The 15,243-nt window shown below is 66.6% G+C and carries 15 protein-coding genes and 1 riboswitch; of the genes, 7 read left to right on the forward strand and 8 right to left on the reverse strand.

Annotation, left to right across the window (positions count from 1 at the left end):
* Positions 1 to 40: 40 nt before the first annotated feature.
* Positions 41 to 730 (reverse strand): arylesterase, encoded by a 690-nt coding sequence (locus FLO80_RS04555; protein WP_111363475.1) that lies wholly within the window; start codon positions 728 to 730, stop codon positions 41 to 43.
* Here FLO80_RS04555 and FLO80_RS04560 point away from each other — a divergent pair.
* The 3 genes from FLO80_RS04560 to FLO80_RS04570 all read left to right on the forward strand — a co-directional run bounded on the left by FLO80_RS04560 (position 729) and on the right by FLO80_RS04570 (position 4,919).
* Positions 729 to 1,433, forward strand: coding sequence for an ABC transporter ATP-binding protein (locus FLO80_RS04560; protein ID WP_111364069.1), 705 nt, complete (start codon positions 729 to 731; stop codon positions 1,431 to 1,433). The two genes, FLO80_RS04555 and FLO80_RS04560, sit on opposite strands and share 2 nt — an antisense overlap.
* Positions 1,430 to 3,943 carry an ABC transporter permease gene (locus FLO80_RS04565; RefSeq protein ID WP_111363473.1) on the forward strand — a complete coding sequence of 838 codons (2,514 nt, stop codon included), beginning with the start codon at positions 1,430 to 1,432 and terminating at the stop codon, positions 3,941 to 3,943. Before FLO80_RS04560 ends, FLO80_RS04565 begins: the two co-directional genes overlap by 4 nt.
* Before the next feature lie 109 nt (positions 3,944 to 4,052).
* Positions 4,053 to 4,919: an inositol monophosphatase family protein gene (locus FLO80_RS04570; protein ID WP_111363471.1), complete on the forward strand. Its 867-nt coding sequence runs from the start codon at positions 4,053 to 4,055 to the stop codon at positions 4,917 to 4,919.
* Positions 4,920 to 4,989: 70 nt separating this feature from the next.
* Here the strand turns inward: FLO80_RS04570 and gcvP are convergent, their stop codons facing one another.
* The 5 genes from gcvP to FLO80_RS04595 form a co-directional block, all read right to left on the reverse strand.
* A complete protein-coding gene (gcvP, locus tag FLO80_RS04575; RefSeq protein WP_111363469.1) occupies positions 4,990 to 7,821 on the reverse strand; it encodes an aminomethyl-transferring glycine dehydrogenase in 2,832 nt (943 codons plus the stop codon).
* 9 nt (positions 7,822 to 7,830) lie between these two features.
* Complete coding sequence (locus FLO80_RS04580) at positions 7,831 to 8,181, reverse strand: VOC family protein (RefSeq protein WP_111363467.1); 351 nt, start codon at positions 8,179 to 8,181, stop codon at positions 7,831 to 7,833.
* Between the two features lie 3 nt (positions 8,182 to 8,184).
* A complete protein-coding gene (gene gcvH, locus FLO80_RS04585) occupies positions 8,185 to 8,544 on the reverse strand; it encodes a glycine cleavage system protein GcvH (protein ID WP_111363465.1) in 360 nt (119 codons plus the stop codon).
* Between the two features lie 19 nt (positions 8,545 to 8,563).
* On the reverse strand, positions 8,564 to 9,682 hold the full coding sequence (gene gcvT / locus FLO80_RS04590; RefSeq protein WP_111363463.1) for a glycine cleavage system aminomethyltransferase GcvT: 1,119 nt from the start codon (positions 9,680 to 9,682) through the stop codon (positions 8,564 to 8,566).
* Positions 9,683 to 9,844: 162 nt separating this feature from the next.
* Positions 9,845 to 9,933, reverse strand: a riboswitch (glycine riboswitch).
* A 63-nt stretch (positions 9,934 to 9,996) separates the two neighbouring features.
* Positions 9,997 to 10,461, reverse strand: a complete 465-nt coding sequence (locus tag FLO80_RS04595; RefSeq protein WP_111363461.1) for an RrF2 family transcriptional regulator — start codon at positions 10,459 to 10,461, stop codon at positions 9,997 to 9,999.
* A gap of 106 nt (positions 10,462 to 10,567) precedes the next feature.
* On the opposite strand from FLO80_RS04595, the gene FLO80_RS04600 reads away from it, so the two are divergent.
* Positions 10,568 to 11,152: a gamma-glutamylcyclotransferase family protein gene (locus FLO80_RS04600; RefSeq protein ID WP_111364067.1), complete on the forward strand. Its 585-nt coding sequence runs from the start codon at positions 10,568 to 10,570 to the stop codon at positions 11,150 to 11,152.
* 146 nt (positions 11,153 to 11,298) lie between these two features.
* Here FLO80_RS04600 and gltX read toward each other — a convergent pair whose 3' ends face one another.
* On the reverse strand, positions 11,299 to 12,618 hold the full coding sequence (gltX, locus tag FLO80_RS04605) for a glutamate--tRNA ligase (RefSeq protein ID WP_111363459.1): 1,320 nt from the start codon (positions 12,616 to 12,618) through the stop codon (positions 11,299 to 11,301).
* A gap of 174 nt (positions 12,619 to 12,792) precedes the next feature.
* Here gltX and FLO80_RS04610 point away from each other — a divergent pair, with 174 nt between their 5' ends.
* The gene (locus FLO80_RS04610) at positions 12,793 to 13,725 is read left to right on the forward strand and encodes an MBL fold metallo-hydrolase (protein WP_111364064.1); all 933 of its coding nucleotides are present in this window, start codon (positions 12,793 to 12,795) and stop codon (positions 13,723 to 13,725) included.
* A 27-nt stretch (positions 13,726 to 13,752) separates the two neighbouring features.
* Positions 13,753 to 14,151, forward strand: coding sequence for a metallopeptidase family protein (locus FLO80_RS04615; protein WP_111364062.1), 399 nt, complete (start codon positions 13,753 to 13,755; stop codon positions 14,149 to 14,151).
* A gap of 111 nt (positions 14,152 to 14,262) precedes the next feature.
* Here the strand turns inward: FLO80_RS04615 and FLO80_RS04620 are convergent, their stop codons facing one another.
* On the reverse strand, positions 14,263 to 14,643 hold the full coding sequence (locus FLO80_RS04620) for a VOC family protein (protein WP_111363457.1): 381 nt from the start codon (positions 14,641 to 14,643) through the stop codon (positions 14,263 to 14,265).
* A 71-nt stretch (positions 14,644 to 14,714) separates the two neighbouring features.
* Here FLO80_RS04620 and soxR point away from each other — a divergent pair, with 71 nt between their 5' ends.
* Positions 14,715 to 15,185, forward strand: coding sequence for a redox-sensitive transcriptional activator SoxR (gene soxR, locus FLO80_RS04625; protein ID WP_111363455.1), 471 nt, complete (start codon positions 14,715 to 14,717; stop codon positions 15,183 to 15,185).
* Positions 15,186 to 15,243 lie beyond the last annotated feature (58 nt).

Here is a 15,243-nt window from a genome sequence, read left to right on the forward strand (position 1 = left end):
AAACGGGCGTCTCTCGCGGGGCGCCCGTTTTGCCTTGGCCTCACTCGTCCCTGATCCGCGCGATCAACGCCTGAACGCTGGGCCCGATCGCCTCGACGATCCGCTCCACCCCTTCCGCGTCGGGATGAATCCCGTCCGCCTGCATGAAGTCCAGCACCTCAGCCGGGTCATCCCCCAGCGCAGCAAGGAAATCAGGGTAGAACAGCGTGTCATGCTTCTCCGCCAGATCGGCATAAGCCGCCTCGAACGCCGCGCGATACTCCGGCCCGTAATTGCCCGGCCCCGGCATCCCCACCAGCAACACCTCAAGCCCGCGTGCCGCCGCGATCTCCAGCATCGCATCGAGATTGGCACGCATCGAATCCGGCTCGGTCCCGCGCAGCGCGTCATTGCCCCCCAAGGTCAGGATCACCCCCTGCAACTCGGGCGTCAGGGACCACTCGAACCGCGCCAGCCCGCCCGCCGTGGTATCGCCCGACACGCCCGCATTGACCACGCGCACATCCTCGCCCTGTTGCTCAAGCCACGTCCGCAACTGCGGCACGAACCCCTCGTGCTCGGGCAGGCCATACCCCGCGGTCAGGCTGTCACCATAGGCGACGAGATGAACCTTCTCCGCCGCCACCGGCCCGGCAAGCGACGCGAAAAAAAGAAACCCTGCCAGCGCCTTGCCGATCCGCACGCGCACCCCATATGACACCAGAAGCAGAAACCAGAATATGGGCCGCATGACCTCTCCCTCAGAAAACCCAGTTCTGTCCCTGTCCGACGCGGCGCTCTCGCTCGACGGCAACGCGGGACGAATCGAGATACTCCACGCGATTTCGCTCGATGTAAACCGGGGCGAGACGCTGGGCCTCGTCGGCCCGTCCGGGTCGGGCAAATCCTCGCTCCTTATGCTGATGGGCGGGCTCGAACGCGCCACCGCCGGTCGAGTCACATCGCTGGGCCATAACCTGTCGGAGATGTCCGAGGACGCGCTGGCGCGGTTTCGCCGCAATCACATGGGCGTGGTGTTCCAGTCCTTCCATCTCATCCCCACCATGACTGCGCTCGAAAACGTCGCCACCCCGCTCGAACTGGCCGGGCACCGCGATGCGTTCGACCGCGCCCGCGACGAGTTGGACCGCGTCGGCCTCGCCGCCCGCGCCGATCACTACCCCAGCCAGCTTTCGGGCGGCGAGCAACAGCGCGTCGCGCTGGCCCGCGCGGTGGCCCCGAAACCCGATATCCTGCTGGCCGATGAACCCACCGGCAATCTCGACAGCACCACCGGCGCCCAGATCATCGAACTGCTGTTCGATCTGCGCGCCGCCCATGGCGCAACCCTCGTGCTCGTGACCCACGATCCGGCGGTCGCGGATCGCTGCGACCGCGTGCTGCGCCTGCGCGACGGGCGCATCGACAGCGGCCAGGCAGGGGCCGCCGCATGAGCCTGCCCATGGCGGCCCGCATCGCCCGGCGCGAATTGCGCGGTGGCCTGCGCGGCTTTGCCGTGTTCCTCGCCTGCCTCGCGCTCGGCGTGGCCGCCATCGCCGGAATCGGATCGGTCCGCGCCGCGATCGAGGCCGGGTTGACGCGCGAGGGCGCGGCCCTTCTGGGCGGCGATGCCGAGATCGAACTGACCTATCGCTTTGCCACCCCCGAAGAACGCGCCTGGATGGAACGCCGCGCCGACGCGGTGTCCGAAATCGCCGATTTCCGCTCCATGGCCGTCTTCGGCGACACCCGTGCCCTCACCCAAGTGAAGGCGGTCGATGACGCCTATCCGCTGAAGGGCGCGGTGCAGCTCGACCCGCCGATCCCGCTCGACGAGGCGCTGCGCGGCAGCGATCTTCCCGGCGCGGTGATGGACCCGCTCCTCATCGACCGGATGGGGCTCTCCATCGGCGACAGCTTCAGCCTCGGGCGACAGGACTTCCGCCTCGCCGCCGCGCTCATCCGCGAGCCGGACAATGCTACCGGCGGGTTCTCCCTGGGTCCACGAACACTCGTGCACCGCGACGCACTGTCCGGCTCGGGGCTTCTCGAACCCGGTACGCTCTATTCCACCCATTACCGGTTGTCGCTGCCCCCCGGCACCGATCTCGACGCCCTCGAACAGGAGGCACGCGCCGAACTCGCCGGCTCGGGCCTGCGCTGGCGCGATGCGCGCAACGGCGCGCCCAATGTCGCGCGCTTTGTCGAACGGCTCTCGGGCTTTCTCATCCTTGTCGGTCTTTCCGGCCTCGCCGTGGGCGGTGTGGGCGTCTCGGCGGCGGTGCGCGCCTATCTCGCGGGCAAGACCGGCACCATCGCCACGCTGCGCACGCTGGGGGCCACCAACGCCACGATCTTCCTGGCCTATGCGCTCCAGATCGCCGCACTGTCGGCGCTGGGCATCGTGATCGGCCTTGCGCTGGGCAGCGGCGTGCCGCTCCTGCTCGCACCGATCCTCGCTGCCGCCCTGCCGGTGCCTGCGGTCTTCTCGCTCTACCCGGCCCCGCTTTTCGAGGCCGCGCTTTACGGTGCGCTCACCGCTGCGCTCTTCACCCTCTGGCCGCTGGCGCGCACCGAAACGATCCGCGCCGCCACGCTGTTTCGCGACGCACTCTCGGGCGCACCGACATGGCCGCGCACGCGCTACGTGCTGGCCACCGCCGGGCTCCTGGCCGCGCTGATCGCGTCGGCGGCGGTCTTTTCCGGCTCGGTCCGGCTCACCCTCTGGACCGCCGCCGGCATCATCGCGGCGCTGATGATCCTCGCGCTGGCCGGGCTTGCAATCCGGACCATGGCACGGCGCGCTCACCGCATCGCCCGCACCCGGCCCGCCACCCGCTGGGCGCTCGCCGCCATCGGCGGCCCACGCTCCGAGGCGCTGCCGGTGGTGCTCTCGATCGGGCTCGGCCTCTCGGTCCTCGCCGCGGTCGGGCAGATCGACGGTAACCTGCGCGGCGCGATCTCGCGCGACCTGCCGCAAGAGGCGCCGTCCTATTTCTTCGTCGACATCCAGAAAGACCAGATGCCGGGCTTTCTCGACCGGGTCGAGAACGACTCGGCCGTCTCGCGCGTGCAAAGCGCGCCAATGCTGCGCGGCGTGGTCTCGCAAATCAACGGCCTCCCGGCGTCCCAAGTGGCGGGCGATCACTGGGTGGTGCGCGGCGATCGCGGCATCACCTATGCCGGACCCCAACCCGACGGCACCCGCGTCACGGCAGGCGAATGGTGGCCCGATGATTATTCCGGCCCCCCGCTGGTCAGTTTCGCCGCCGAAGAGGCCGCCGAGATGGGGCTGAGCCTCGGCGACACGATCACCCTCAACATCCTTGGCCGCGACATCACCGCCACCATAACCTCGTTCCGCGAGGTCGATTTTTCCACCGCCGGCATGGGCTTTGTCCTGACCTTGGACCCGGCCTCGGTCGCCGCCGCGCCGCATAGCTTCATCGCCACCGTCTATGCCGAACCACAGGCCGAGGCCGCGATCCTGCGCGACCTTTCCGACAGCTTTCCCAACATCACAGCGATTCGCGTGCGTGATGCCATCGACCGCGTGGCAGAAATGCTCGACGGGATCGCCGCCGCCACGTCCTGGGGCGCGGCGGTGACGCTGCTGACCGGGTTTCTCGTGCTCATCGGCGCGGCGGCGGCGGGCAGTTCGGCCCGCGCCCACGAGGCGGCGGTGCTCAAGACGCTGGGCGCCACCCGCGCCAGCATCCTGACCAGTTTCCTTCTGCGCGCCGGGCTTCTGGGCCTTGCCGCCGGAATCGTCGCGCTCGGCGCCGGAATCGCGGGCGGATGGGCGATCAGCCATTTCCTCTTCGAGACGCGTTTTTCGGTGATCTGGCCGTCGGGACTGGCCATCGTCGCGGGCGGCGTCGTGGCCACGCTGGTGGCCAGCGCCGGGTTCTCGGCGCGCGCGCTTGCGGTGCGCCCCGCCCGGGTTCTGCGCGCCCGGGAATAAGGCGCGTCGGCAAAGACCTGATGCAGGTGCGTCCAGAAACGCTATTGCGGTTGCACCCCGCGACCGGCAATGCCATCCCTCGCCCGACCCGCAAGCGACAGGTGACCCGATGCCCCTTGAGACCCTCCCCCGCCCCGCCACGCGCCTGACCGAGGCCCAGATTTCCAGCCTCGTCAACATCATCCGCCGCGCCGCCAGGACCGAGATCCTGCCACGCTTTCGCAACCTCACCGAGGGCCAGGTCTCGACCAAGTCCGGCCCCGCCGATCTCGTCACCGCCGCCGATACCGGGGCCGAAGCGATGATCGCCCGGGCCATCTCGCGGCTCTTTCCCGGCGCGGTCGTGCTCGGCGAAGAGGGGGCAGCCGGCAACCCCGACCTGCGCAAGACCGCTGCCAAGGCCGAACTGGCCTTCATCGTCGATCCGGTGGACGGCACGTGGAATTTCGCCCATGGCCTGCCGCTCTTCGGCGTGATCCTCGCCGCCACGCGCTTTGGCAAACCGATCTTCGGCATGCTTTACGACCCGATCACCGACGATTGGATCTTCGCGTCCAAGGACGGCCCCGCCCTGCAATCCGAGATGGGGCGCCCGAACCGCACTCTCTCGACCTCGGCGGGCGGCGCGCTCCCGGGGCTCTCGGGCATCGCACACCTGTCCTACATGCCCGAGGCCGACCGCCGCGCCCTCGCGCCGCTCGGCGCCGAGGTCGCGCGCCTCGGCTCGCTGCGCTGCTCATGCCATGAATACCGCCTGCTGGCCCAAGGCGCGGTCGATTTCGTCCTCTCGGCCACACTCAACCCCTGGGACCATGCCGCCGGCGTGCTGATCTGCGAACGCGCGGGCGGCGTCGCGCGCTTTCTCGACGGGCGCGATTACGACACCGGCGTGACCGAGGGCTACCTGCTCTCGGCCCCGGATGAGGCGACATGGCAGGCATTGCGCGACCGGATCGCCCCGGCGCTCGGCCTCTGATTGCAGGACCGGGGGTTTCACCCCCGGACCCCCAGAGTATTTGCAGCAAGATGAAAAGGCAGGGTCGCGATCACTCCGCCGCCTCGTCATAGGCCTCGACCGGCGGGCAGGTGCAGACGAGATGCCGATCACCCCAGGCATTGTCGACCCGGTTGACCGGCGGCCAGTACTTGTCGACCCGGAAAGCCCCCGGCGGGAAACAGGCCTCCTCGCGGCTATAGGGCCGGTCCCAGTCCTTCACGAGGTCCTCCATCGTGTGCGGCGCGTTCTTCAAGGGATTGTTCTCGCGGTCCATCCGCCCGTCCTCGATGGCGCGGATTTCCTCGCGGATCGAAAGCATCGCGTCACAGAACCGGTCGAGCTCGGACTTGGCCTCGCTCTCGGTCGGCTCGATCATCAGGGTGCCCGCCACCGGCCAACTCATCGTCGGCGCGTGAAACCCGTTATCCATCAGCCGCTTGGCGATGTCATCGACGGTGACACCAGCACTGTCGGCAAACGGCCGCGTGTCGAGGATGCATTCATGCGCCACCCGGCCCGACGGCCCCTTGTAAAGCACGTCGAACGCCCCTTCGAGCCGCTTGGCGATGTAATTGGCGTTGAGGATCGCCACCCGCGTCGCCTGGGTCAGCCCCTCGCCCCCCATCATCAGCACATAGGCCCATGAAATCGGCAAAACAGACCCCGAGCCAAAGGGCGTCGCGCTCACCGCGCCGGATTTCTCGGGCAGATGCGCGATCAGGTGGTCCTTGACCCCGATCGGCCCCATGCCGGGGCCCCCACCGCCATGCGGAATGGCGAATGTCTTGTGCAGGTTGAGATGGCTCACATCCCCGCCAAGGTCGCCGGGCCGCGACAGCCCCACCATCGCGTTGAGATTGGCCCCGTCGATGTAGACCTGCCCGCCATGCTCATGGGTGATGCGGCAGACCTCGATCACCGTTTCCTCGAACACGCCATGGGTCGAGGGGTAGGTGATCATGCACCCGGCGAGCGTGTCGGAATGCTTCTCGGCCTTTTCGCGGAAATCGTCGAGGTCGATATCGCCGTTCTCGGCCGATTTCACCACCACCACGTCCCAGCCCACCATATGCGCGCTGGCCGGGTTGGTGCCATGCGCGCTCACCGGGATGAGACAGGTCTTGCGATGCCCCTCGCCGCGCGCCGCGTGGTAATCGGCAATGGTCAACAGCCCCGCATATTCCCCCTGCGCGCCCGAATTGGGCTGCATCGAGAAAGCATCATAGCCGGTGATCTGGCACAGCTTGGCGGACAGATCGTCGATCAACTCCTTGTAGCCCAGCGCCTGATCCTCGGGGCAGTAGGGATGCAGCATCGAGAATTCGCGCCAACTCACCGGCATCATCTCGGCCGCCGAGTTGAGCTTCATCGTGCACGACCCCAGCGGGATCATCGCCCGGTCAAGCGCAAGATCGCGGTCGGCCAGCCGGCGCATGTAGCGCATCATCTCGGTCTCGGCCCGGTTCATGTGAAACACCGGATGGGTGAGGAAATCCGACCGCCGGTGCATCGCCTCGGGCACGCGGTATTCGGGCGCGAAATCGTCATCCTTGCGCCTTATGCCAAAGGCCCGCCAGACCGCCTCGATATCGGCGCTGCGCACCGCCTCGTCGACCGAGATACCGACCCGCCGTTCGCCCACCGCGCGCAGGTTGATGCCCTCGTCCACCGCCGATTTCATCACCGCCGCCTGAAGCGGCCCCACATCCACCGTGATCGTGTCGAAAAACACCCGGGGGTCGACCTTGAACCCGTTCTCCTCGAGCCCCTTGGCAAGGCGCACGGTCTTGCGATGGATGCGCTGCGCAATGGCCTTCAATCCCTCGGGCCCGTGATAGACCGCGTACATCCCCGCCATCACCGCCAGAAGCGCCTGCGCGGTGCAGACATTCGATGTCGCCTTCTCGCGCCGGATATGCTGTTCGCGGGTCTGCAGGGCAAGACGATAGGCCCGGTTGCCATGGCTGTCGATGGAAACCCCCACGATCCGCCCCGGCATCGCCCGCTTGAATGCATCGCGGCACGACATATAGGCCGCGTGCGGCCCGCCATACCCCATCGGCACGCCGAACCGCTGGGTGTTGCCGACCGCGATATCGGCCCCCATCGCGCCCGGCTCCTTCAGGAGCGTGAGCGACATGATATCGGCCGACATCACCGCGATTGCCTTGTGTTCATGCAGCTTCTCGATATGCGCGGTGAAATCGCGCACATGGCCATAGGTGCCGGGATACTGGAAGATCGCGCCGAACACCTTTTCGGGGTCCATCTTGTCGGGGTTGCCGACGATCACCTCGATCCCCAGCGGCTTGGCCCGGGTCTCGATCACCGCGATGTTCTGCGGGTGGCAATCGCGGTCGACGAAAAACGCCTTGGCCTTCGACTTGGCCACCCGCTGCGCCATGGTCATCGCCTCGGCACAGGCCGTCGCCTCGTCGAGCAGGCTCGCATTGGCGATCTCGAGCCCGGTGAGATCGCTCACCATGGTCTGGAAATTCAACAACGCTTCGAGCCGCCCCTGGCTGATCTCGGGCTGATAGGGGGTATAGGCGGTGTACCACGCGGGGTTCTCAAGGATGTTGCGCTGGATCGCGGGCGGCGTCACCGTGCCGTGATAGCCCTGCCCGATCAGCGATTTCAGAACCCGGTTCTTCGAGGCCGTCCTTCGCATGTGATACAAAAGCTCGCGCTCCGACTTGGCCTTGCCGAGATCAAGCGGCGCCTCTTGCCGGATCGCCTTGGGCAGCGTCTCGTCGATCAGCGCATCAAGGCTCCCGGCCCCCACCACCCCGAGCATCTCCTCCATCTCGGAAGGGCTGGGGCCGATATGACGGCGATTGGCGAAATCATAGGGAAGATAGTCGGTCGGTGTGAAAGCCATGTGCGCCTCTCAGATATGGATAACGGTATTGATCAGGTTGCCCGCGGGGTCGCGGAAAAAGAACCGCCGAACACCCCAGGGTTCGGTGACGGGGCCATAGACGATCTCGGCCTCCGCCGCCCGCACCGCCACCTCGGCGGCCTCGAGGTCATCGACCTCGATCGAGATCACCGGCAGCTCGGTGCCCGAGCCGCCCTCCTGCGCGGCCTGCATCGCGATCTCCTGCCCGCCCGCCTCTCCCAGGAAGACGATCCAGCCCATGTCGAGCGGGATGTCGAGCCCGAAGACCCGGGCGTAGAACCGCGCCAGCGCCGGCGGGTCGGGCGCGTGCAGGTTGGGAACGATGCGCCGGACGGTCATGGATCAGCCGATGAGGGTCTTGTATTCGGCTTCACTCATGTAATCGTCCATCTGGCTCGGATCGGCCGGCTTGATCTTGAAGAACCACGCATCGCCCAGCGGGTCCTCGTTGACCTTGCCGGGATCATTGACGATCGCATCGTTCACCTCGACGATCTCGCCATCCAGCGGGGCGAGGATGTCGCTCGCCGCCTTGACGCTCTCGATCACGCAGATCTCTTCGTCCTTGGTCACCTCGTTGCCCACCTCGGGTAGTTCCACGAACACCACGTCGCCCAGTTGCTCGCTGGCATGTTCGGTGATGCCGACGACGATCACGCCGTCCTCTTCGCGCAGCCATTCATGTTCTTCGGTAAACTTCATATAGGTCTCTCCTCAGGGGTCAGCGTTTGAAATTCGCGGGCACAAAGGGCAGATCGGCCACCAGAACAGGCAGCCGCTTGCCCCGCACCTCACCGTAAAGCCGGGTGCCGGGGACCGACAAGCCCGCGGGCACATAGCCCATCGCCATCGGCGCGCCTAGTGTCGGGCCAAAGGCGCCGGATGTCACCGCGCCCACCGGGGCGCCGCCCGCCTCGGCCTCGTAAAGCGCGACACCGGCCCGCATCGGGGCGCGGCCCTCGGGGGCCAATCCCACCCGCCGCCGTGCCGCGCCGTTCTCCAATTCGTCGAGGATGCGCGCCGCGCCCGGAAAGCCGCCCGCACGTGCGCCACCCTTGCGGCGTATCTTCTGGATCGCCCAGTCAAGACCCGCCTCGACCGGGCTCGTGGCCGCGTCGATGTCATTGCCGTAAAGGCACAGCCCCGCCTCAAGACGCAGCGAATCCCGCGCGCCAAGGCCAATGGGCCGCACCGCGTCATCGGCCAGCAACACGCGGGCCAGCGCCTCGGCCTGCCCTTCGGCGACCGAGATTTCGAACCCGTCCTCGCCGGTGTAACCCGACCGGGAAATCCACAGCTCGCCAAACCCGGACCCGGCCACGATCACATCCATGAACCGCATCTCGCGCACGCCCGGCACGTGTCCGGCCAGCACCGCCTCGGCCGCGGGGCCTTGCAACGCCAAGAGCGCGCGGTCGGTGATCTCCTCGACCTCGCAGCCCGGCAACCCGGCTTGCATCAGCGCCAGGTCACCCGCCTTGCACGCCGCGTTGACCACCACGAAAAGGTGATCGCCGCGATTGGCCACCATCAGGTCGTCTTCGATCCCGCCCGCCTCGTTGGTGAAGAACGCGTATCGCTGCCGCCCCTGCGCCAGCCCCGCGATGGATTGCGGCACCAGCGCCTCGAACGCCGTGGCGCCATTGTCCGACGGCCCGCGCAGGATCACCTGCCCCATATGGCTCACATCGAAAAGCCCGGCGGCGGCGCGGCAATGCAGATGCTCCTTCATCACGCCCATCGGAAATTGCACCGGCATCTCGTAACCGGCGAATTCCACCATCCTGGCCCCCAGCTCGCGGTGAAGGTCATTGAGCGGTGTGCGCTTCAGATCCGGCATGGCATGCCCCTCTCTCGTCACACGATACGCGGTTTTCTGAATATCAAACCGGCATCAATTTCCCGCGCGGAGCCCGCGCGGCCTGATGCCCCCTCTGTCCTTTCGCCTGAGATCGCTATCCCTTCGGCGCCCCGGCCTTGCCCGGGGTCTCTCCAGAGTTCCTGTCACCGGCCGGTCCCTTTGGCCTGAGAGTTTCCGGGGCGGTTGCTCCTTCGGCACCGTCCTTGCGACGGTTCTCCCGGGTCGGTGTTCGGGCATACGCTAGTATACCGCTCGCGCCGCTGCAAGCCCCGGAAAGGTCGGTTTCGGATTATTCAGGCCACGCCCATCTTTCGCCCGCTGCACGGGCCCGGCGTCATCAGCACCCTGAGCGGATCGTTGTCGCAAACCAGCGTGTCGAGCGTCACCGCGTCGAGCCGTTCATAAAACGCCTCGGCGGCATCCTGGATCGCCAGTCTCAACCGGCAGGCATCGACCAGCGGGCAGGTGTTGTCGACATCGGCGAAACACTCGGTCAGCGGAACGTGGCTCTCCAGCGCGCGAAACACGTCGCCGATCACGATCTCACCGGCCGCCCGGCCCAGTTGCATGCCGCCATTGCGGCCGCGCTGGGTGTGCAGATACCCCATCTGGCCCAACTGGTTGATCACCTGCGCCAGGTGGTTTTCCGAGGTGTTGCAGCACCGGGCGATCTCGGACTTGGTCACCAGCCGCCCGCGATTGACCGCGCAGAACATCAGAACGCGAATGGCGATATTGGTTCTCTTGGTGATCCGCACGTACCAGTCCCCGGGGTTGTTTCAACCTGAAAAAGATGCGCCCTTCATGCCTGTTTCCCACGGATACCTGTTTGACATGGATCAATCCACAGGCAAATTTGCCCGCATGACGACACATGAAGGCGCATTTTTCTTCGGTTACGGCTCGCTCGTGAACCTTTCGACGCATGATTATGCCGATGCCCATCCCGCCCGGGCACGGGGCTGGCGGCGGGCCTGGCGGCATACGCAGCTGCGCCCGGTGGCCTTTCTCACCGCCCTGCCCGATCCCGGCTCGACCATCGACGGGATGATCGCCCATGTGCCCGGCGACGACTGGAGTGCGCTCGACGAACGCGAGCACGCCTATGCCCGCGTGGCCGTGCCCGACGATATCGACCACCCGCTGCCGCACCGGATCGACGTCGCGATCTACTCGATCCCGCATGACGCCCATGGCCGACCCGATGCCGCGCACCCGGTGCTCATGTCCTATCTCGACGTGGTGGTGCAGGGCTATCTGCAACAGTTCGGAGAAGCCGGCGCGCGGCGGTTCTTCGACAGCACCTCGGGCTGGGACGCCCCGGTGATGGATGACCGCGAAAGCCCGGTCTATCCCCGCCACCGGCTGCTGGCCCCGAGCGAGCGCGATTTCGTCGATGCCGAGCTGCGCCGCCTCAAGGTCAGGATCATCGACCAGCACCCGGTCTGACTGTCCCGGTCTGATCAGATTGCGTGCCTGCGGCACACAGGTTTGATTTGTTGGGGGTTTCACCCCCAGGCGCAAAATGCCCAAGGCATTTTGTCGCCATCCCCCAGAGTATTTCCGCCAAGAAAGAGATCCGGCGCGCGGCGGGATCAGCCCTTGGCGCGGATCACCTGCAAGAGCGGCAAGAGCTTGCCCATGTCCGGGCCATGACTCATGCCGGTGAGCGCCTTTCTCAGAGGCATGAAGAGCCCACGCCCCTTGCGCCCCGTCGCCTCTTTCACCGCCGCGGTCCATTGTGCCCATGTTTCGCCGTCGCGCTGTTCCGGCAGGATCGCCATGGCCTCGGCCACGAAATCGGCGTCCTCGGCATCAATCACCGGCTCGGCCCCGTCGCGGCACATCACCCACCAGGCGGCGATGTCCTTGCGGGTCTCGATATTCTCGCGCACCGCTTCCCAGAAATCGGCGAACTTGTCCTCGGGCACACCCGCCGCGGCCAGCTCACCAGCCACCGTTTCCAGCGGCGCAGCATGCAAGAGCCGCGCGGTCAGCGGAAACAGGTCCTCGACGTCGAATTTCGTCGGGTTGGTGCCGAACCGGGTGATGTCGAACCCGTCGATCAGCGCCCCCATGTCATCGTGCAATTCCACCGGGTCGCTCGACCCCAGCCGCGCCATCAGGGAAAGCAGCGCCATCGGCTCGACCCCGCGTTCGCGCAGATCGCGCAGGGCCAGCACGCCGAGGCGTTTCGACAACGCCTCGCCCTGCGGTCCGGTCAACAGGCTGTGATGCGCGAATTGCGGCACCGTTCCGCCCAGCGCCTCGATGATCTGGATCTGGGTCGCGGTGTTGGTCACGTGATCGGCGCCGCGCACCACGTGGGTCACGCCCATCTCGGTATCGTCCACCACCGAGGCCAGCGTATAGAGCACCTGCCCGTCGGCGCGGATCAGTACCGGGTCGGACACGCTCGCCGCGTCGATCGAGGTGGGACCGGCGATGCCGTCCTGCCATTCGATCCGCGCGTGGTCGAGCTTGAAGCGCCAGTATCCGCCGCGCTCTTCGCGCAGCCGCGCCTTCTCGCCCTCGCCGAGGTCAAGCGCTGCGCGGTCGTAAACCGGCGGGCGCCCCATGTTGAGCTGTTTCTTGCGCTTGAGGTCGAGTTCGGTCGGCGTTTCGAAACATTCATAGAACCGCCCCATCTCGCGCAGCCGGTCCGCCGCCGCCGCGTAGCGGTCGAGCCGCTCGGACTGCCGCTCGACCCGGTCCCAATGCAGCCCCAGCCAGTCGAGATCGCGCTTGATCGCGTCGACATATTCCTCTTTCGAGCGTTCCGGGTCGGTGTCGTCGATGCGCAGGATGAACTGCCCGCCAGCCTTGCGCGCAATCAGGAAATTCATCAGGGCGGTGCGCAGGTTGCCGACATGGATATAGCCGGTGGGCGAAGGCGCAAAACGTGTCGTGACCATGAAAGCCTCTCGCAATGGCGGTGCAGGGATTGGCGTGCCACATCCCACACCCGGCGGGCTTTGTCCAGAAAGCACCGCCGGGGGTCGCGCGCGCCGTTCACATGGTCGTGACATCCGAATGCCCGCATCATGCGTATCATGCAGACCAGCCAGACATCCAAGGGAGAACCCGACATGACCAGACCCGCCTTTTCCATCACCCGCCGCCGCGCGCTCATCGGTGCCGCCGCCCTGCCCCTCGCCGCCGCCGCATCCCGCCCGGCCTTTGCCGCGGCCGAAATGCTGGGCATGGCGACGACCCGCTTCAACCGCTTCAAGCTGGGCGATTTCGAGGTCACGGCGCTGCTTGCGGGCACCCGCACCGTGCCCGATCCGCAAACCATCTTCGGCCTCAATGCCAGCGAGGAGGATTTCGCCGCCGCCTCCGCCGCCGCCCGTATCCCCACCGACAAGGCGCAGTTCTTCTTCACCCCCACGGTGGTCAATACCGGGTCGGAGCTCATCCTCTTTGACACCGGCCTCAACCCCGGCGGCATCACCGGCGCGCTGCGCGCCGCGGGTTACGAGCCAGATCAGGTCGACCGCGTGGTGATCACCCACATGCATGGCGACCATATCGGCGGCGTCTCCGAGGGCAGCGCAGCCACCTTCGTCAATGCCGCCCATGTCACCGGCGCGGCCGAATTCGACGCCTGGGACATGTCCGGCAACGAGACGTTCGAAGCCAAGGTGCGCCCGCTGGCCGAGCAATTCACCATGATCGGCGACGGCGACAGCATCGCCCCCGGCATCACCGCCATGGCCGCCTTCGGCCACACCCCCGGCCACATGACCTACATGATCGAAAGCGGCGGCCAGCAACTCCTGCTCGGCGCCGATTTCGCCAACCATTACGTCTGGTCACTGGCCTATCCCGACTGGGAGGTCCGTTTCGATCGCGACAAGGAAATGGCCGCCAAGACCCGCCGCCGCATCCTCGACATGCTGGCCGCCGACAAGATCCCGTTCATCGGCTATCACATGCCTTGGCCTGCCATGGGCTTTGTCGAAACCCGGGGCGAGGGGTTTCATTACGTGCCCACATCCTACCAGATGATGCTTGAGTAAGCCGCCCCTGCGCGCCATATGCGGGCCATGACCGATGGCCCGCTGCCCACGCTCGACGAGATCGAACAGATCGCCCGCGATACCGTCGCGGGCTTTCCCGCGCCGTTCCGCGCCGCCGCCCGCGCCGTGGCGATCCACGTGGCCGACTGGCCCGACGCGCAGATGCTGCGCGAGCTCGACATCGACGATGCGCGCGAGCTGACCGGGCTATACGAGGGCATCCCGCTGACCGAGAAATCGTTCTTCGATCAGCCCACCGGCCCGGATCGCGTGTGGCTTTTCCGCGAACCCATCCTCGACGAATGGCGCACCCGCGGCGACGTCGACCTGGCCGAGCTGGTCGCCCATGTCACCGTGCATGAATTCGCCCATCATTTCGGCTGGTCCGACGACGACATCGCCACCATCGACCGCTGGTGGGAGTGAGCACCGGTCCGGGCAACGCCCGGCAAACCGTCCAGTGGACGGTTTGAGGTGCAAACGGACGAAGCCCAAACCGGCCCGAGCAAGCCCCGAACCGGCCCCGCCCGGCTTGGCTCAGGGATAGCTCACAACCTCCCATTCCGTGCCGTCATGATCCCTGAAATAGAACCGACGGCCCGGTTCGTAATCGGCGTGGGAATGCGGCTCCAGCCCCGCCGCCTTGACCTTGGCCTCGACCGCATCGAGATCCTCGACCAGCACCCCGATATGGTTGAGCCCGCCGGTGGTGGTATAGCTGTCCACCGGCCGACCGGCCTGCTCTGGATGGCGATAGAGCGCCACATAGGTCTCGTCATCGCCCACATGCGCGCTCTCGCCACTATGGATCGACCCGCCGCGCCAGCGCAGTTTCCAGCCGAACACGTCCTGGACAAGCGCGATGGACCGATCCAGATCGCTCACCGTCACGTTCACATGCTCCAGTTTCGTCACCATGATATGCCTCCTTTTCAAATGACAATCTGGACGCTAATCTCTCAACCTAACTTTAGGTCAAGAGATTTTTCATGCCCCCCAGCCCCAAGGACATGCTGCCCATCGGCCATATCGCCAAGCGCACCGGCCTCGCCGTCTCGGCGATCCGCTTTTACGAGGACAAGGGCCTGATCCGCGCCACCCGCACCGCCTCGGGCCAGCGCCGTTTTGCCCGCGCCGACATCCGCCGGCTCTCCTTCATCCGAATCGCGCAGGGCCTTGGTCTCACGCTGCCCGAGATCGCGGCGCTTCTGTCGGACCTGCCCGATGGCCGCACCCCGACCGCCCGCGACTGGAAGGCCATCTCGCACCGGATTCGCGCCACCCTCGACGCCCGCATCGCCACGCTCGAAAAACTGCGCGACGATCTCGACGGCTGCATCGGCTGCGGCTGCCTCAGCCTCGACAAATGCCGCCTCTACAATCGCGACGACCGCGCCGCCGCGCGAGGTTCCGGCCCGCGCTACCTCATGGGCGACAGCGCTTCGGACCCGCAGGGCTGACCCCACCGAACGGCGGATTAATCAATTTTCCCTTAAGAAATGCCGCAACGCGGCGGTG

The organism is Aquicoccus porphyridii (assembly GCF_008369105.1).
Taxonomy (GTDB): Bacteria; Pseudomonadota; Alphaproteobacteria; order Rhodobacterales; family Rhodobacteraceae; genus Aquicoccus; species Aquicoccus porphyridii.